Origin of the sequence: Ligilactobacillus sp. WC1T17, from assembly GCA_900110005.1 — a bacterium.
GTDB lineage: Bacteria > Bacillota > Bacilli > Lactobacillales > Lactobacillaceae > Ligilactobacillus > Ligilactobacillus ruminis_A.
In genome coordinates this window covers 1-17,725 of the sequence record FOCC01000010.1, presented here as the reverse complement: position 1 = coordinate 17,725, position 17,725 = coordinate 1, and the positions used below count along the sequence as shown (strand labels likewise).

Annotated in this window: 18 protein-coding genes; 12 read left to right on the top strand and 6 right to left on the bottom strand. The window is 40.4% G+C overall.

Annotated features, from left to right (window positions below; translation table 11 throughout):
• Positions 1-15 precede the first annotated feature (15 nt).
• Genes BMX26_RS07075 through BMX26_RS07055 form a run of 5 tightly spaced genes read right to left on the bottom strand, consistent with a single transcriptional unit; the run spans position 16 to position 4,530 of the window.
• Positions 16-969 (bottom strand): glycosyltransferase family 2 protein, encoded by a 954-nt coding sequence (locus tag BMX26_RS07075; RefSeq protein WP_075530746.1) that lies wholly within the window; start codon positions 967-969, stop codon positions 16-18.
• Complete coding sequence (locus tag BMX26_RS07070) at positions 962-1,801, bottom strand: LicD family protein (protein ID WP_075530745.1); 840 nt, start codon at positions 1,799-1,801, stop codon at positions 962-964. Before BMX26_RS07070 ends, BMX26_RS07075 begins: the two co-directional genes overlap by 8 nt.
• A complete protein-coding gene (locus BMX26_RS07065) occupies positions 1,798-2,817 on the bottom strand; it encodes a hypothetical protein (RefSeq protein WP_075530744.1) in 1,020 nt (339 codons plus the stop codon). Before BMX26_RS07065 ends, BMX26_RS07070 begins: the two co-directional genes overlap by 4 nt.
• 23 nt (positions 2,818-2,840) lie before the next feature.
• Positions 2,841-3,209: a DUF3899 domain-containing protein gene (locus BMX26_RS07060; protein ID WP_173648111.1), complete on the bottom strand. Its 369-nt coding sequence runs from the start codon at positions 3,207-3,209 to the stop codon at positions 2,841-2,843.
• A gap of 13 nt (positions 3,210-3,222) precedes the next feature.
• Complete coding sequence (locus BMX26_RS07055) at positions 3,223-4,530, bottom strand: HD domain-containing protein (protein WP_075530743.1); 1,308 nt, start codon at positions 4,528-4,530, stop codon at positions 3,223-3,225.
• Positions 4,531-4,611: 81 nt separating this feature from the next.
• On the opposite strand from BMX26_RS07055, the gene BMX26_RS07050 reads away from it, so the two are divergent.
• The 7 genes from BMX26_RS07050 (at position 4,612) to BMX26_RS07020 (ending at position 10,945) form a co-directional block, all read left to right on the top strand.
• The gene (locus BMX26_RS07050) at positions 4,612-5,046 is read left to right on the top strand and encodes a DUF1934 domain-containing protein (protein WP_082272509.1); all 435 of its coding nucleotides are present in this window, start codon (positions 4,612-4,614) and stop codon (positions 5,044-5,046) included.
• 49 nt (positions 5,047-5,095) lie between these two features.
• On the top strand, positions 5,096-5,689 hold the full coding sequence (gene rpoE, locus BMX26_RS07045) for a DNA-directed RNA polymerase subunit delta (RefSeq protein WP_075530741.1): 594 nt from the start codon (positions 5,096-5,098) through the stop codon (positions 5,687-5,689).
• Between the two features lie 173 nt (positions 5,690-5,862).
• Positions 5,863-7,461, top strand: a complete 1,599-nt coding sequence (locus BMX26_RS07040) for a CTP synthase (protein WP_075530740.1) — start codon at positions 5,863-5,865, stop codon at positions 7,459-7,461.
• Positions 7,462-7,534: 73 nt separating this feature from the next.
• Positions 7,535-7,714 (top strand): LBP_cg2779 family protein, encoded by a 180-nt coding sequence (locus BMX26_RS07035; RefSeq protein ID WP_075530739.1) that lies wholly within the window; start codon positions 7,535-7,537, stop codon positions 7,712-7,714.
• 263 nt (positions 7,715-7,977) lie between these two features.
• Positions 7,978-9,264 carry a UDP-N-acetylglucosamine 1-carboxyvinyltransferase gene (locus tag BMX26_RS07030; protein ID WP_075530738.1) on the top strand — a complete coding sequence of 429 codons (1,287 nt, stop codon included), beginning with the start codon at positions 7,978-7,980 and terminating at the stop codon, positions 9,262-9,264.
• 14 nt (positions 9,265-9,278) lie between these two features.
• On the top strand, positions 9,279-10,601 hold the full coding sequence (gene rho, locus BMX26_RS07025; RefSeq protein ID WP_075530737.1) for a transcription termination factor Rho: 1,323 nt from the start codon (positions 9,279-9,281) through the stop codon (positions 10,599-10,601).
• 98 nt (positions 10,602-10,699) lie between these two features.
• Positions 10,700-10,945: a type B 50S ribosomal protein L31 gene (locus BMX26_RS07020; protein WP_075530736.1), complete on the top strand. Its 246-nt coding sequence runs from the start codon at positions 10,700-10,702 to the stop codon at positions 10,943-10,945.
• Positions 10,946-11,026: 81 nt separating this feature from the next.
• Here BMX26_RS07020 and BMX26_RS07015 read toward each other — a convergent pair whose 3' ends face one another.
• Positions 11,027-13,579, bottom strand: a complete 2,553-nt coding sequence (locus tag BMX26_RS07015) for a heavy metal translocating P-type ATPase (protein ID WP_075530735.1) — start codon at positions 13,577-13,579, stop codon at positions 11,027-11,029.
• 160 nt (positions 13,580-13,739) lie between these two features.
• Between BMX26_RS07015 and BMX26_RS07010 the strand changes: the two genes are divergently transcribed.
• The 5 genes from BMX26_RS07010 to BMX26_RS06990 form a co-directional block, all read left to right on the top strand.
• On the top strand, positions 13,740-14,759 hold the full coding sequence (locus BMX26_RS07010; RefSeq protein ID WP_075530734.1) for a helix-turn-helix transcriptional regulator: 1,020 nt from the start codon (positions 13,740-13,742) through the stop codon (positions 14,757-14,759).
• Entirely contained in the window at positions 14,752-15,408 is a 657-nt protein-coding gene (locus tag BMX26_RS07005) for a hypothetical protein (protein ID WP_075530733.1), read from the top strand. Before BMX26_RS07010 ends, BMX26_RS07005 begins: the two co-directional genes overlap by 8 nt.
• 125 nt (positions 15,409-15,533) lie before the next feature.
• Positions 15,534-16,091 carry an ECF transporter S component gene (locus tag BMX26_RS07000; protein ID WP_225355225.1) on the top strand — a complete coding sequence of 186 codons (558 nt, stop codon included), beginning with the start codon at positions 15,534-15,536 and terminating at the stop codon, positions 16,089-16,091.
• 12 nt (positions 16,092-16,103) lie between these two features.
• Positions 16,104-16,748: a glycoside hydrolase family 73 protein gene (locus BMX26_RS06995; RefSeq protein ID WP_225355223.1), complete on the top strand. Its 645-nt coding sequence runs from the start codon at positions 16,104-16,106 to the stop codon at positions 16,746-16,748.
• A gap of 189 nt (positions 16,749-16,937) precedes the next feature.
• Positions 16,938-17,725 (top strand): cache domain-containing protein (locus BMX26_RS06990; protein WP_180366059.1); only part of this gene is annotated, 788 nt, incomplete at its 3' end.

Here is a 17,725-nt window from a genome sequence, read left to right as displayed (position 1 = left end):
GGTTTTGCGCTTTTTTTAATGCAGAGCGATAAATTTGAAGAGCCAGTTGGGTGTTAATTTCAAATACCAATTAACGGCACTTCTTTCTTTAAGATAAGGGTTGTGTTTCCAAGCAGGAAAATTTTGCTGGATAAAAGTAAAAATCAGTTTCAATAGATATTCTTTTTGCGCTTTTTGAGGGAAATGGCGCACTTGGCGCAGTAAGATATTTCCTAAAAGATTGCGGGTGAAACGGTATTCCAGCTCCTTTTGAAAGCGGTCGTTTTTTTGGTAGTATTGCAAGATATCTTGGTAAATCCAGAAAATATCAGTTAATTTTTCTGAATAAGTATAGATGGTCGACCCCCCACGTTGGCGGTAGTGAATATCACTTGCTTGGCTAATGCCGACTTCACTTATGTCTTTGAGGTTTCCCATCAGTTTAAAAAAGAAATCTTGGTCTTCATATAAGCGGCCTTCAGGAAATAAAATCTTAGTCTTAAGCAGCCACTGGCGATCAATAAGCTTATTCCAAGGCACGACATGAGCATGAACGACAAAATGCGCTAAATCAGAACATCTTGGTGCTTGATAAAAGCTTTGATGATCTGAAAATTCCCAAGTAAAGCTGGCTTCAACCAGTTTTTTAGTCCCTGCAGCACTTGCTGAAACAAGGTGTTTTAGCAGGTCCGGTTCAAACCAGTCGTCACTGTCTAAAAAGAGAACATATTGCCCTTTGGCTTGGGTTAAACCGTAGTTGCGCGCTGCGCTTTGGCCGGCATTGGCTTGCTTTAAATAAGTAAAATGCGGATTTTGCTGGACAAAAGCTTGGCAAATCGCTGCGGAATCATCAGTTGAACCGTCATCAACTAAGATGATTTCGGTCAGTTCTTTCGGGTAAGTCTGATTTTGCAAGCTGGTTAGGCATTGTTTCAAGTAGGGAGCCACATTATAGATGGGCATTACCACGCTAATGGTTATCTTATTCATCTTTATCACCTAGATCCAAAGCTACGAGGTCGTGCTGTGTTTTTTGCTGGTCTTTAGGCGGTAATTTTAAATAATCGCCGTATTTTTGCCTAAGCAGGGCATCGGCATTTTGGGGAATAAAAAATTTATGTCCCGCAAAGTCATGTTCAACGATATTTTCGTAATCGCTTTTTAAGAGGACTTCTTTATCGACATCCGTGCCGCAAAAACATCTGACGGTCGTTAACTGCCGGTTATTATATTTTTGAATGGTTTTTTCGGCTCTTGCCAACAGCTCTTTGGTTGAATAAGGCAAGTATAACAGCTTTAATAGGGCCTGTTTTAATTGGACAGAGACAGGACGGTTTTTAATATCGAGATATTTGCCCATCAACCCTGACCGCCAATGTTTAAATTCCTTAAGCTGGTCTTGTGCTTGTTGTGAATTTGCATCTAAAATATCGTCTACCGGGAAAATGTCAATATAAACGCCATGGTGAATTTTTTTATCAGCCAGAACCGCTTCCTTGAAGGTTGTATCATTAATCCTGATTTTGTCGAAAAAGTAGAGGTATTCAGGGTCGGTTTGGGAACTTTGATAGAAATAGCGCTGCCTCAATTCTTTGGGGGCGATTTCCCGCAATTTTAAAAAGTCGCTGCGCAGCATATTAACATCCATGTCATCATCCCATGGAATAAAGCCATCATGCCTTAGAGCGCCTAAAAGAGTGCCGCCGGCTAAGGTATATTTCAAATTATATTTGCGGCAGATGCGATCTAATTCACACATTGCTCCGATTTCTAAATCCTGGATTTGTTTAAGTTCGGCTGGACTTAAAATATATTTTTTCATGCTTGCACCTGCTTTACGATAGCTTTTAATTGACTGGTCAAAAAGCCGCCTTGAGCCGCTTTTTGACCGACTTTAGCGGCATTTTGACAGAGGGTTTGGTACTCTTTAGGCGTTAAACGGCTGATGATATCAGGCAAGTCATTTAATGAGTCAAGAGCCAAGCCGACGTGCTTTTTTTGGACAAAATCAGCAATCGCAGCGCCGCTCCAAACAATCACCGGCATTTCAGCGCTTAAATACATGGATACTTTATGCGGATTATTGTATTTTAAATAATTGCCGTCTTTACCTTGACAGGAAAGAGGACTGGGTCCGTCCCATAACAGACCAAACCGGCCGTTTAACTGTTCTTGAATCTCTTCAGTTGGAAAAGCCCCATGATACACTACCTTGGGTGGCAGTTTTTTAGTCTGATCGAAATTATTGCCATAAAGATTAACACCTAATTGGGCAACTTCAGGCGCAAAGTGGTAGATAAATTGCGATTTGCGCAGGTTGCCGGCAAAACAAAGGCAGTAAGGATCATTTGGGTGGTTGAACTGATAGCTGTCGTCTTTTCTGAGATAATCGAATAATTCGAGGTTAAAAAGCTTCTGTTTTGCCACTCCATTTGTAATAAGCAGGTCTGACATTTTTTGATTATGTGAAATAATAAAGTGCGCCTGGTTGATTAAGCTGATTTCTTTGGTAGTATCAAGTCCACTTCTGAGGTCGAGTAAGTCATGAATCAATAAGATAACCCGATATTTTTTTAAAATACCCGGCAAAAAGAGGTTATACCCTAAAGGAAGGGGATATTGAATTAATAACAACTTGTCTTTAGGAACTTTATGCAAGGCTTGGTGAAGCTCAAACCACAGCTTGAGTTTATTTTTCCGATTAGTATCAACATTATAAGGAAATACTGGAAGCAACTGATTTTGTTGACAAATTTTTTCGACATCGTTACGGGCTTTGTTGCCGGCATCGCGGCTATCTTTTTTGCGTTTAGGTTCCGCTAAGTAATAAATCTCCATACTCATAATCCTTTGTAAAAAATTTAGATGGTCATCGCGATGGCTTCTAAAATCATTAAGCCACCGATTAAAGTGCAGGTAAACGAAAGCTTTTTAAAATGAATCGGTTCGTTTTTTTGCTTGGAAGCAACACTTTTAATATCAATCTTACGTTTTTTAAAAGCTTCGTCGCTTTCGCCTTTGCGCTGCTTTTGAAACCAGCCGGCCATCAAGTGGGCATGCAGCAGAATATCAACGATAGCCACGCACAGCAAAAAAAGGCCGCAAAGGAATAAAAAGTTAGATGCTTGGATGCGGTAAGGTGTGAAAGCCAAAATCAGGGCTGCTAGTACGGAAAGTATCAGCAGCAATGGGGCCCAGGGCATCCATAAATTTTTTTGAATAAAATTCATAAAAAAATCCTTTCTATTGGATAATTTGGTCGTTTTTGACATGTTGGGCAAACTCTTGATAATAGATATCAAAAATTTCAGGTTCTTCATTTTGATCAAGCATTTCTTTAGGGAAAAAGAAGCGTTCATCACCTAAAGAACGATTTTTTAAGACGTCTACCAAAGCAGACACATGTGACAATTCAACGATTTGCCCATCTTTTTCGCGCAAACGAATGTTGGTGCTGTCATATTTATAAGGGGTATCGAAACTATCATTGGTGCCGGTATAGTAGGCGGGGTCAAAACCGCATTTTTCGACAAGCTGACGCAACTTTGGCAGCATTTTTTTGCTTTGGCCGGTCAATTTGGCTGATTTTAAGGGATGACGATCTAAAAAACGTCGAGCAAAGTCGCTTAAAATCGGATCTTTAGCATCTCTAAAAGCCATAAAGCAAGTATTTAACACCCCGTCATCCAAGCTCAAATAATCTTCGAGGGAAAAATTGCCGTTAAAGAAAGGTTCAAGGTATTTTTTAGCAAAATTATTTTCTAATTTGCCTTGCTGGTAAAGGTCCTTGGCTCTTTTTAGTAAATGAGCCAATACTAATTCCATCGACCGGGAGACGGGGTGGAAGTAAATTTGCTGATACATTTGAAACCGGCTGATAATATAGTCTTCCACGGCATGCATACCGCTTTTATCAAAGACAATGCCATCTTTACATGGCCGCATCACTCTTAAAATACGGGTTAAATCAAAGGTGCCGTAGTCAGCACCGGTGAAATATGAATCCCGCAGCAAATAATCCATGCGATCGGCATCGATTTTACTGGAAATCATCTGTACCACTTGCGGATTAGGGTAGGTTTTATTAATTACAGACGCAACTTGGGCTGGAAAAGCAGGGTCAACTTTTTTTAACACTTGATTGACTTCGGTACTGGTGTCAGTAATAATCTGCTGAGTCATTTTTTCATGGTTAGTTTTGAATAGGTGTTCAAAAGTGTGTGAATAAGCGCCGTGTCCCAGGTCATGAAGCAAGGCTGCACATAAAGCAACCAAGCGCTCTGAATCATCCCATAAGCCGTCATTTGGTGTTTGGCTTTGATAGTTGCGTTCAAATAAATCGCAAATACGGCGGGTTATTTCATAGACACCCACCGAATGGGAGAAACGGGAGTGTTCGGCACCGTGGAAAGTATAGCTGGTGGTACCCAGCTGTTTAATGCGGCGCAAGCGTTGGAATTCTTTGGTATTAATCAAATCTAAAATTACTTGGTGTGAAATGAAAATATGGTCATGCACAGGGTCGCGCAAGACTTTTTCTCTTGCAAGCATTTTAGGTGTATAATCAAGAGTAATTGAGGCCACCTTCTTTTAAGTAATTATCAATCAATTATACAATAAACCGACTTTAAAGTGAAAGGAACATCAAAGTTGACGGTAACAAACGGAAAACCTATTAAAATAACAATTAAAACCTTACAACAGCAGGATGGGCAATTGAATAAGTATCAGCAGGAATTTTCAGGCCGGCTGGCTAAGGTTAAAGAAAATACTTATTTGCGCTACGAAGAAGACCAGAACTTGACAGTGACTTTTAAAGTTGATGAAAAAGGCATTTGGCTGACCAGAAATGGATCGCAGATGAAATTGCGCCTTTACTTTGATGAAGCAAAGCACTATGAAACTAATTATCAAACCCCTTTTGGGGCAATCAAGTTAACTTGCCAAACCCAAAAAGTTTTATTTGAAGAGGAGAATGCCAAGGGGCAATTAGCCGTGGATTACCAGCTTTTCTCAGGCGAAGAATTGCTGGGAGAATATAAAATCCGATTGCAATTTGAAGCATGATATAGTAAGATGAAGAGTAGACTGTAAACAGCAGAAAGGACGTGCACCAGTGGATCTAGAAAAATTCAAAAATGCCGATAAAAGTGAATTATCAATGATCGAAGTTGCCCATGCTATTTTGCATGAAAATGGCACTCAAATGGCATTTGATGACTTAGTTAATGAAATTCAAGAATTTTTAGGCAAGAGTAACCAGGAAATTCGTGACCGTTTACCTCAGTTTTACACTGATTTAAACTTTGACGGCAGCTTTATCTCACTTGGCAACAATGAATGGGGGCTTCGTTCATGGTTCCCATATGATTCAATCGATGAAGCTCTTGTTCACTCTGATGATGAAGAAGATGAAGATCGTCCACGCAAGAAGCGTAATAAGGTTAATGCTTACTTGGCTGATGATGCTGATGAAGATGATGTTATTGATTACAATAACGATGATCCTGAAGATGATGATCTCGATAGCGACTTTGATAGTGATGACGATAGCGATGATGATGAAGATCATGAATTAAAAGCTTATAGTCAAGACTTAGATGATATTGACAGTACTGATGACGGAGAAGATGAACTTCCTGATGGTATTGAAGGTCAATTAAGCGAACTTAACGATGACGATTTGGATGATTCTGACGAAGAATTATAATTAATACTTGACGCCCATCTTGTAATTGTGTAGAATGCTTTATGGGCGCCTCATATAGTTGAGGCTAAGGTACGAAAAAAGACAAGCTCCCTATTCATATTGAGGAATAGGGAGCTTGTCGTTTTATTTTTTAAATGTGCTGACCCAGTAAAATTTTCAAAGGAGCTATTTTAATGACCAAGTATATTTTTGTTACTGGCGGTGTCGTTTCTTCATTAGGAAAAGGAATTGTAGCAGCATCCTTAGGCCGATTGCTTAAAAATCGAGGCTTGAAGGTGACAATTCAAAAATTCGACCCATATATCAACGTTGATCCAGGGACGATGAGCCCTTACCAACATGGGGAAGTTTTTGTGACCGATGATGGTACAGAAACTGATCTTGATTTAGGTCACTATGAACGCTTCATTGATATCAACTTGAACAAGTATTCTAATGTGACAACCGGTAAGATTTATTCTGAAGTTTTGAAAAAAGAACGGCGCGGTGATTATTTGGGCGCTACTGTTCAAGTTATTCCGCACATTACCAATATGATTAAGGAAAAGATTATGCGGGCTGGGACCATTACGGATGCTGACGTGGTTATCACGGAAGTTGGCGGGACCGTTGGTGATATCGAATCCTTGCCATTTTTGGAAGCTTTGCGCCAAATGAAGTCCGACGTTGGCAGTGAAAATGTGGTTTATATTCATACAACTTTAGTGCCATATTTGCGGGCTGCCGGTGAAATGAAGACCAAGCCAACACAGCACTCTGTTAAGGAATTGCGCGGGTTAGGCATTCAGCCTAATATTTTAGTTGTCAGAACCGAAAAGCCAATTTCACAATCCATGCGTGATAAGATTGCCAACTTCTGTGACGTTGAGCCAGAAGCTGTTATTGAATCAATGGACGTTGATACCCTCTATCAAATTCCAATGAACTTGCAAGCTCAACATATGGATGATATTGTCTGCAAGATGCTTCACTTAGATACACCGCAAGCTGATATGAGTGATTGGCAAAAACTGTGCGACCGGGTACGCAACTTGGAAGGCGAAGTTAAGATTGCGCTTGTTGGTAAGTATGTTCAATTGCCAGATGCTTACATTTCCGTTAACGAAGCTTTGAAGCATGCCGGCTACAAGATTAATAAGAGCGTTAAGATTGATTATTTTGATTCTGAAAAATTAACTGCCGATAACGTTGCTGCTGAACTTAAAGACTATGATGGTGTCATTGTGCCAGGCGGTTTTGGCGATCGTGGTCTTGAAGGTATGATTCAATCCATCCGTTATGCCCGTGAAAACAATGTGCCATTCTTGGGTATTTGCTTAGGGATGCAAATGGCATGTATCGAATTTGCCCGTGATGTTTGCGGCCTTGAAGATTGCAACACAGCTGAAGTTGATCCTAAATGCAAGAACAATATCATTGATTTGATGGCTGATCAAGCTGATATCAAGGATATGGGTGGGACACAGCGTTTAGGCCTTTACCCATGCAAATTGCGTCCTGGTACGCGCACAGCGCAGGCTTACGGCAACCAAGATGTTATTCAGGAACGTCACCGTCACCGTTATGAATTCAACAACAAGTACCGTGAATTGTTGTCACAAAAAGGCTTAACTTTTGCGGGAACTTCACCAGATAACCACTTGGTTGAAGTTGTAGAAATTACTGATCACAAGTTCTTTGTAGCTTCACAATATCATCCAGAATTCTTGTCCCGGCCACAGCGCCCTGAAGGTTTATTTGCCGAATTTGTTAAATCAGCTGCTGAAAAGTAAGCTTTTTTAAGACAAGTGGGGTTAAATTGTGATATGCTGAAGAGGTAAGATTAAACGATGCGGAGGCGTAAAGATGGATAAAGAGACTTTAGCACACGAAATCATCAGCTATGAAGCAAAACACAATATGACCGATACCGATTTTTCCTTAGCAAGTCACGTTTCAGTTGAAAGAGTGCATGATATTAAATCAATGCGCGGCGAAGCTAGTGAACTTGAAGAAACTGAATTACGTAAAGTTATGGGAATTTAGTTTAAAAAAGATTGCTCTTTTGAAGGGCAATCTTTTTTTATTTCCGCAGAAGCAAAATATTTTCATGAATTTACACGCTTTTTTTTCAAAAAAATGCGATAATAACTGTAAGATTATTGAAAGAAAAACATATATCTTGTAAAATGCAATATGGTGCATTATTTTTTTAGCACGTAAACATGCGGACTGAAGCCTTAGGTGAATAAGTCCGAATTGATATGATGATGATTCGAAAAGATATTTTGAGTGAGGAATAATTACAAATGGAAAAAATGATTGTTAAAGGTCAACAGAAGCTGAAAGGTGAAGTAACGATTGGTGGTGCTAAAAATAGCACGGTAGCCTTGATTCCCGCAGCAATTTTGGCCGATACTCCGGTGCGCTTTGATTCAGTTCCGGATATTTTGGATGTGCATAATTTAATGCTTATCTTGGAACGGATGAACGTGAAGTCTTTTTATCAGCATGGGGAACTTTTGGTTGACCCAACGCAGATTGAAAGTGTGCCTTTACCTGGTGGAGCGATTAGAAGTTTAAGAGCTTCATACTACTTTATGGGGGCTTTATTAGGCCGCTTTGGTAAAGCCGTTGTGGGTTTTCCTGGTGGCGATAACATCGGACCGCGTCCAATTGATCAGCACATTAAAGGTTTTAAAGCTTTAGGCGCTGTGGTTGAAGAAAAAGATAATACGGTCTGCATCACAACTGGCCCTGAAGGCTTACACGGGGCTCGGATTTTCTTTGACTTGGTATCTGTTGGTGCAACTATCAATGTCTTATTAGCAGCCGTTAAAGCTAAAGGGACGACCATCATGGAGAATGTAGCTCGTGAACCTGAAATTGTTGATTTGGCCACTTTTTTGAATAATATGGGGGCTCATATCAGAGGAGCCGGTACCAATGAAATTAGGATTCAAGGGGTTGATTCTCTCAAATCCATGAACACCCATACTATTATCCCAGACCGGATTGAAGCAGGGACTTACCTGTCATTTGCAGCGGCTAATGGTGAAGGGGTTTTGGTTAAAAATGTCATTACCGAACACTTGGATCCTTTCTTGTCAAAGCTTGAAGAAATGGGTGTCACTTTGGAAATCGATGAAGATAAAATCTATGTTCCAGGTGGTGATTTATTGGCACCTGTTAATATCAAAACAGCACCGTTTCCAGGCTTTGCGACCGATTTGCAACAGCCGATTACACCGCTTTTAATGTGTGCTCAAGGTAAGTCAACGATTATTGATACTTTATACCCTAAGCGGACAAAGCATATTCCAGAAATGAATAAGATGGGCGGCAAAATTTTCAGTCAAGACGGCAAGATTACGGTGAGCCATTCCACCCAGCTTATCGGGGCTGAAGTTGAAGCCGGTGAAATCAGAGCCGGCGTTTCTTTAGTTGGACTGGCTTTGATGGCTCAAGGAACGACCGTGATTAATAAGGCCGACAATATTTTGCGGGGATATGACCGGATTGTTGAAAAATTCAGAGGTTTGTCGGTTGATTTAAAAGTCATCAATGAAAGTGCAAGTTTGCAACAGGAATTGTAGAAAGCAGGGATTAAATGGGCGAGCAAAATTTCACGCTGGAAGCATTGCAAAAAAAGACCCTCAAGGAAATCTATGAGTATGCCCGCAAGTATAAAATCAAATACTACAGCCAGATGAACAAAAAAGAACTTTCTTTGGCGGTAATCCGAGCTCAAGCTGAAAAAAATGATTTTCGGATGCAGGGCATTTTAGAAATCTTTTATGATGATGGCGGATATGGCTTTTTGCGGCCTATTAACTATAGTTCTTCAAAAGAAGATATTTATCTCTCGGCTTCACAGATTAAAAAATTTGGCTTAAGAAATGGCGACGAAGTGGCTGGGCGGGTTCGGCCCCCACGGTCGAATGCTTCAAATGAACGCTACGGCATGATGTACATTGATGCGGTTAATGGCAAGGCGCCTGATGAGGCTAAAGGCCGGCCTCATTTTCCGGCTTTAACAGCCATTTATCCTGACCAAAGATTAGTCTTGGAGCATGATTCCAAAGAATTATCAACGCGGTTAGTTGATTTATTTGCACCAATTGGTTTTGGACAAAGAAGTTTGATTGTAGCTCCGCCTAAAGCGGGGAAAACGACTTTTTTGAAAAATATTGCAGCGGGCATTTCGCAAAATGCTAAAAAGGCTAAACTAATCATGCTGTTAATCGATGAAAGACCGGAAGAAGTGACGGATTTAGAAGATTATTTGGCAAAAATAAACCCCACGGGCGAAGTAGTATATTCTACTTTTGATCAGCGTCCGGAAAATCACGTCAAGATATCTGAAATGGTTTTAGAAAGGGCAATGAGGTTAGTTGAAGACAAGCAGGATGTCGTTATTTTGCTGGATTCATTAACCAGGCTAGCCCGGGCGTATAATCTCGTTGTTCCATCCAGTGGCAAGATTTTATCAGGCGGACTTGATCCTAATGCCTTATATAAGCCCAAGAAATTTTTCGGGGCGGCCCGAAATGTACGTGAAGGCGGCAGTTTAACAATTATTGCGACCGCTTTAGTCGATACCGGCAGCCGGCAAGATGATATTATTTTTGAAGAATTTAAAGGCACCGGCAACCAAGAATTGCAGCTCAGCCGTGAATTAGCCGAACGGCGAATTTTCCCAGCTGTAGACCTCAAAAAATCAGGGACGCGAAAAGAAGACCTGCTTTTGAGTCCAGCTGAACTTGAAGCAACTTGGAAGCTGCGGGAATTGATGGATAATGATTTGCGTAAGTCTACCGGTGAAATTTTAAAAATGTTGAGACAAACGGCTGATAATCAGGAATTTTGTCAAAATATTTTAGCGACAAAGGTTAAGAAAAGAGTAACTCTGCAAAAAAATCGCAAAAGATGATTGCATGCCTTGCAAAATCATGTTATCATGATGTATGTTGCGATAACATAAATAACTCTGTTTCAGCAAATGATTCAGGGCAAAGGAGCGAAATTATAATGAAACAAGGAATTCATCCAGAATATCACGAAGTTGTCTTCATGGACTCAGCTACAGGCTACAAGTTTGTTTCTGGTTCAACTAAGACTTCTGACGAAACAGTTGAATTTGAAGGCCAAACTTATCCTTTGATTCGTGTTGAAATCTCAAGTGATTCACACCCATTTTACACAGGTAAGCAAAAGTTCACTCAAGCCGATGGCCGTGTGGACCGCTTCAACAAGAAGTACGGCTTTACAAAATAAGCAGTTTAGACATCTCCTTTTGGGAGATGTTTTTTTTGTGCAAAAAAAGGCGGTGCTAAAACGGCACCGCCTTTTTTCAAGTTATTTTAAGGTATAACCTGCGTCAGCCACGGCTTTTTGCAAGGCATCTTTGGAAACAGACTCTTCCATTTCAACCTGGGCTTTGTTGTCTTGTAAGCTGACAACGGCATCTTTTACACCATCGACACTAAGCAAAGCATTCGTTACATGTTTAACACAGTTGTCGCATGACATACCTTCAACAGCAAAAGTTTTTTTCATAAGATTATCTCCTTTAATTGTGGGTGATTTGATATTTTTTATTATAACATCAGCATCAGCTGAATCCATTGTTTTTTCAACCGAGGCTGTCCTTAAACTTGGCTTGAAGAAACGCAATCTTAAAGCATTGAAAACGACGAAAACCGAACTGAAGCTCATGGCTAAAGCTCCTAGCATTGGGCTTAATTTAAGGCCTAAAGTAGGATAAAGCAGACCGGCTGCAACGGGGATGCCGATGACATTGTAAAAGAAGGCCCAAAAGAGGTTTTCTTTAATGTTTTTAATGGTGGCTCGGCTCAATTCCAGGGCTGTAGTGACATCACTAAGACGGCTATGCATTAAGACTAAGTCAGAAGAATCAATCGCTACATCCGTTCCGGCACCAATGGCAATCCCTACGTCAGCTTGGGCTAAAGCGGGCGCATCGTTGATACCGTCGCCGACCATGGCCACTTTTTTCCCTTGAGCCTGCAATTTTTTAACCATGTTTGCTTTATCCTGCGGCAAAACATCAGCCATGACATTGGTAATTCCGACTTTTTGAGCGATGGCTTGGGCTGTCTTTTGGTTATCGCCGGTCAGCATAATAGGTTCAATGCCTAAGGATTTGAACTGGCTGATGGCTTTAGGACTATCTTCTTTAATGACATCAGCAACACAGATGACACCTAAAAAGGATTGTTCGCTGGCAAAAAAGAGGGGTGTTTTACCGGCTTGGCTGAATTGATCGATATCTATTTCAGCCGGAATTGTAATCTGTTGCTGCTGCATCAATTTTTGATTACCGGAAAAATATAGGCGGCCATTAATTTTACCACTGAGCCCTAAACCTGTTAACTGGTTAAATTCTGTTACCGGCTTGGGCGTGACTTTTTGCTTTTGGGCAAAAGCAGTCAAGGCTTTTGCTAAGGGGTGCTCGGATAATTTTTCTAAGGAAAAAGCAAAGGTCAGCAAATCAGGTGAACTAACCAAAACGTCGGTGACTTGTGGTTGGCCCTTAGTGATGGTGCCGGTTTTATCCAAGATAATACTTTGTACTTCATGTGTTTTTTGCAAGCTTTCAGCTGATTTAAATAAAATACCTAAAGAAGCGCCTTTGCCTGTACCAACCATAATGGCAGTTGGTGTTGCTAGACCTAAAGCACACGGACAGCTGATAACCAAAACAGAAATCGCTGAGGACAAGGCAAAAGAAAAACTAGCGCCCAAAATAAGCCATACAATGAAGGTCAGCAGGGCAAGTCCGATGACAGCCGGCACAAAGATAGCGCTGATTTTGTCAGCCAAGCTGGCAATTGGAGCTTTAGAGCTATTGGCATCATCTACGAGTTTAATAATTTGTGACAAGGTCGTTTCCTGACCCACGCGGGTTGCTTTAACTGTTAAATAGCCGCTTTTAACAATGGTGGCACTGAAGACAGAATCGCCTTGATGCTTGGTCAGCGGTAAGCTTTCGCCGGTAAGACTTGATTCATCAAGTGAAGCTGTTCCCGACATGACAATGCCGTCAGCTGGGAGACTTTCGCCGGTTTTAACCAGCATCAGGTCGCCCTGCTTAAGTTCTGCCAGCGGCACGGTAATTTCTTGATTGCCTTTTAGAATGCGGGCTGTTTTGGGAGCTAAATCAAGCAGCTTGTCTAAAGCGGTGGTCGTTTGCCCCTTAGCCTTGGCTTCGAGTGTTTTGCCTAAAGTGATCAAGGTTAAAATCATGCCGGTGGAATCAAAATAAAGATTTCCGCCATATTGACTGATGAGTGATGCCTGTTGATGGCCAAAGCCAAATGCTAGCCTATATAAGGAAAATAAACTGTATAAAAAAGCTGTTCCGGCACCAATTGCCACCAGTGCATCCATATTAGGTGCTAAGTGGAATAAGGATTTAAAGCCGCTGATAAAGTAATTTTTATTAATGACAATAAGGATTAAAGCCAAGAGCATTTGAGTTAAAGCCCAAATCAGCAGGTTTTTTTGTCCTGTGAAAAACAAAGGCAGCGGCAAATGCAGCATTTTTCCCATCGCAAGGTAAAGCAGGAAAACGGCAATGATAAGTGAAAGAAACAATCTTTTTTTAGTCTGTTGATAACTTTGTTGTGCTAGCGAGACTGTTTTTTTATTGGCCGCTGGCGTTTTAATTTCATCTTGGTGGAGCGAAGCACCATAGCCAGCCTGATCGACCGCTTTTTCAATTAAAGCCGGATTTAATTTCTGCTCATCATATTCGACAACCATACTGTTGGTGAGTAAGTTGACGACGACGTTTTTGGTGCCAGGCTGCTTTTTAACCGCATCTTCAACGTGGCGGACACAAGAAGCACAGGTCATCCCAGTCACGTCATAACGTTCTTTTTTCATGTTTTTTCCTCCTTTCATTGTTAAGCATACGGGGCTTTTTTTGGTTAAACAAGTTTTTCGCTTTGATTTTGTCTATTTGGGAAAAGTTTTTGCCTATTTGGGCTAATTATTCGAAAAAAAGCAGCGCAAGTGTTATGATATTGGCAAGAGGTGAGGTTAAGTGAATGAAGCTATTTATGGGATAAAACAGCAGCTAGCAGCGGTGCCCTTAGGCCAAGTTGTGATTGAAAAACATCAAATTGCTGATAAAAAGCCTTTTTTGACCGAGCATAATTTACAAGCTGCGGTCGATGACTTGGGTAAGGGTAAAATTTTGACTTATGAATTGTGGCCGGGAGTTGAACTTTCTTTTCGGACTTATCAGGCCAAACAATTATTTTTTTGTCATAACCATTTGGAACAAAAAATCATCGAAATCAACCATTGCCGCTTAGGCCGGATTGGCTGGAATATGCAAAACGGTGGCGCACTTTATTTAGGTGAAGGTGATATGTCGCTGCATGACATGAATAGTTGTAAACATTCACAGATTGCTTTTCCCAGTGATTATTACCAGGGATTATATTTGTCGATTGATGTCAAAAAGGCTGATCAAGTCATGGAAACACTTATGCCAGACGGGGCCTGTTGGAGGCAGGTTTATGAAAAATACTGCCGGCTGTCACAAAATAAGGCGACGACTTTTTTAAGGACGGCGCGGATTGAAAATTTATTTGAAGTATTATATGAAGTACCAGAAGAGCTGATGCTGCCATATGCGCGGCTAAAATTGCAGGAATTGTTGTTATATTTACTGTATGCTCCGGACAAGCCGCTATTGGTGAACCAGTATAGTGCCAGTCAGGTTGATACGGTCAAAAAAGTACATGACAAATTAGTTGATAATTTAAACAAGCATTACACCATTGCAGCTTTAGCCAATGAATTTTTACTAAATCAAACAACCCTTAAAGCTGCCTTTAAACGGGTGTATGGTCAGCCCATAGCCAGCCATTTGCGCAAACATCGGATGGAATATGCGAAAAAAATTTTAGCTGAAACAAATAAACCGTTAGCACAAATTGCTCAAGAAATCGGCTATGCGAGTCAAAGTAAATTCAGTCAAAGTTTTAAACAAACATATGGTCAAACTCCTAGCAGTTACCGGTTGCTTTTGAGAAAGGAAGAACAAAATGCGTAAAAAGAGTAAATTAGATTTTTTGCTGGCTTTTATTGTTATTTCGATGTTAATTTCTTTATTTATGACACTTTTTGAGGCTTTTACGGCTCGCGGTAGCCAAAAAGGAGCTTTGCTTTTTTTAGCCTTAGAGATTGTGCTGGGGACGGTTGTCATTGTAGCACCGCGGCTGCTGGCGCAAAAATTGCATTTTTACCTGCCGCCGGTTTTATATGGACTGTTTTTGTTGTTTACTTACGGTGCTATTTATTTAGGCACTATTTATCATTTTTACCGGATTCCTTATTGGGATAAGGGGCTGCATTTGATTAGCGGCGCTTTGCTAGCGGGTTTTGGTTTGGCTTTATATGGGCTGTTGGTTAAAAGCCAGTCTTTGCCGGCCCTTTTTGTGGAAATTTATGTGACAGCCTTTGCTGTTTTTTGCGGTGTTTTGTGGGAATTTTATGAATTTACCTGTGATTCGTTTGGAATGAACCTGCAACGTTACATGAAAGCGGGACATTTGCTCTTAGGGCGGGCAGCTTTGATGGATACGATGGGCGATTTGTTAGCTGATTTTATCGGAGCTGTTATCTTTGCAGTGATTTTAGGTGTTCAGCTCAAAAAAGATGCAGGCTTTATGGAACAATTTTATTTTAAAAAAATAAAATAAATTTGTTCTCCGGTTTTAACCGGAGTTTTTTTAACCGATCTTTTATATGTTATAATAATTTAAATTGAATTTTTATTAAAAGGATGTTGTTAAAAGTGAGTATTACAAAGAATAAAACTTTTAGAATGGTTTTAGATTCATTGTTGTGTGCGATCATTATTGTGCAGAATTTTGTGCCGTTTTTTGGCTATATTCCATTAGGACCGCTTAATTTAACGACTTTGCATTTAACCGTGATTGTGGCGGCGTTAGTCTTGGGTCCTTTTGACGGAGCCTTAGTTGGGGGCGTTTGGGGCTTGGTTTGCTTTATTAGGGCTTTTATTTGGCCAACCAGTCCTTTGGCTACGATTGTTTTTGTTAATCCCTTGGTTTCTGTTGTACCGCGTATTTTAATTGGGGTTGTGAGCGGGTACGTTTTTATGTGGCTGCGAAATAAAATCAAGCTATCTGGGGCAATGATGATAGCTTCACTTTTAGGTGCTTTAACCAATACCATTTTGGTATTAGGCTTGATTTTTCTATTTTATCGCGGGCAGGCACAGGTTTTGTATGCGGTGAATGTGGCAGCTTTATTGCCATATTTGGAAGGAGTTGTGGTGACCAACGGGATTCCCGAAGCAATCATGGCAGCTGTTATTTGTCCAATTATTTCGTTACCATTGTTGAAAAGATATCAGCGTTAAGAGGTGAAGCGTGTGGCAGGCCGTAAGCGGAGACATTTTTTAATCAATAACGGCAAATTGCAGTATTCCGATATTATTTTACTTTTGATTTTGGTGAGTTTGGTTAGTGTGCAGCTGACAAAATGGGTTTTGACAGCCGGCGCCAATAAGAGTACCAATCCACAAACCAGCCAAGTTGAAAAAATTAATACTAAAACCAGGGCAGGTTTTATTCAAAAGCTGGTACCGATTGCGCAAAATGAACAAAGAGAGCATAAAATCTTGCCGAGCATTACCTTAGCGCAGGCTGCTTTAGAGTCTAACTGGGGCCAAAGTACGCTGGCATCCAAGTATCATAATTTATTTGGGGTTAAAAGTTACGGTAAAAATAGTGTGTTGTTAGAAACAAAAGAATATGTGAATGGACAATGGATTACGGTTAAAGCCAACTTTGCCACTTACAGCAGCTGGGAATCTTCGGTGAAAGCCCACACGAACCTTTTTGTTTATGGAACTAGTTGGAATAAAGATAAGTATCGAGCTGTTTTGAATGCCGGTAACTATAAGGAAGCAGCTAAAGCCTTGCAGGAGGCTGGGTATGCGACCGATCCGACTTATGCGCAAAAATTGATTAGTCTCATTGAACAGTATCATCTTGATCAATATGATTTAGCTTAGACGTGTTTGACACGTCTTTTTTTGTATAATTAGCTCAAAAGTTTACTTTAGCCGAAAAAAAGAAAAAAGCTAGATTTTTTAGCGATTATTTGGTGCAAATATATCAAAAAATAATTATTAAAGTTATAATTAATATGTTTATGAAAGATTTAAGCAATTATTTTTTTGCAGCCGAAAGGAAGCGTTATTATGAAGAATAAAAAGAATAAATCACTTGGCACAACAATTATGTGGTTGATGTTGATGGTGGGCTTAATACCGCTGCTTGTCTCAGGTTTTGGAAGTTATCACTCATTAAGAAACCACTTGATTGAAAGAAATAATTTCTCCAAACAGGGGGCTGTCGACCTTTTACAAGAAGAAAGGGCCCACTTACAAAATTCAACGGCTAAAACAATTAAAAAAGCTGCCAAAGATGCGTCTTTTAAATCAGGCAATATGGACAGCAAGACTTTGAAGGCAACCGCTCAAGCAATGCTTAATACCAATGATGCTATTACTTCCATTACGGTTGGCAATAGCAACGGAAAATTTATGGGGGTCTCAACTTTACCGCCTTTGCCTGCTGATTACAAAGTTAAAACCCGCACTTGGTATAAGCAAGCTGTTAAGCATATGAATACGATTCAGTGGTCGCTGCCTTACAAGGATGCAACTACTGGGGACTACTATTTGACTGCTTCTTATGCTTTTAAAGATCGGACAGGTAGAACGACTGTTTTAGGGTTCGATGTCAACTTTAATACGATTGAACGTCCAATTAACCAGCTCAAGATTGGTAAAACCGGTCGGGCTGTTTTGTGCTCTGATCAAGGGGTTGCCATTGCTTCAGCCAGTCCTATTAAAGATAAACGTTATGCTAGAGGGGCTAGTTTAAAATCATTAGCCACTTATCAAGCAGTAAAAAATTCTAAGAAGCGCAAAGGCTTTGTCACCATTAAAGGCGCTTCGAAGGTCGCTGGTGTTTATTTCAATAA

Coding starts and splice junctions, on each gene's coding strand:
- BMX26_RS07065 (WP_075530744.1), bottom strand. CDS start 2,817: ATGGAGATTTATTACTTAGCGGAACCTAAACGCAAAAAAGATAGCCGC.
- rho (WP_075530737.1), top strand. CDS start 9,279: ATGGGCGAGCAAAATTTCACGCTGGAAGCATTGCAAAAAAAGACCCTC.
- BMX26_RS07070 (WP_075530745.1), bottom strand. CDS start 1,801: ATGAAAAAATATATTTTAAGTCCAGCCGAACTTAAACAAATCCAGGAT.
- BMX26_RS07015 (WP_075530735.1), bottom strand. CDS start 13,579: ATGAAAAAAGAACGTTATGACGTGACTGGGATGACCTGTGCTTCTTGT.
- BMX26_RS07055 (WP_075530743.1), bottom strand. CDS start 4,530: ATGCTTGCAAGAGAAAAAGTCTTGCGCGACCCTGTGCATGACCATATT.
- BMX26_RS07040 (WP_075530740.1), top strand. CDS start 5,863: ATGACCAAGTATATTTTTGTTACTGGCGGTGTCGTTTCTTCATTAGGA.
- BMX26_RS07030 (WP_075530738.1), top strand. CDS start 7,978: ATGGAAAAAATGATTGTTAAAGGTCAACAGAAGCTGAAAGGTGAAGTA.
- BMX26_RS07075 (WP_075530746.1), bottom strand. CDS start 969: ATGAATAAGATAACCATTAGCGTGGTAATGCCCATCTATAATGTGGCT.
- BMX26_RS07005 (WP_075530733.1), top strand. CDS start 14,752: ATGCGTAAAAAGAGTAAATTAGATTTTTTGCTGGCTTTTATTGTTATT.
- BMX26_RS07020 (WP_075530736.1), top strand. CDS start 10,700: ATGAAACAAGGAATTCATCCAGAATATCACGAAGTTGTCTTCATGGAC.
- BMX26_RS07000 (WP_225355225.1), top strand. CDS start 15,534: ATGGTTTTAGATTCATTGTTGTGTGCGATCATTATTGTGCAGAATTTT.
- BMX26_RS07060 (WP_173648111.1), bottom strand. CDS start 3,209: ATGAATTTTATTCAAAAAAATTTATGGATGCCCTGGGCCCCATTGCTG.
- BMX26_RS07035 (WP_075530739.1), top strand. CDS start 7,535: ATGGATAAAGAGACTTTAGCACACGAAATCATCAGCTATGAAGCAAAA.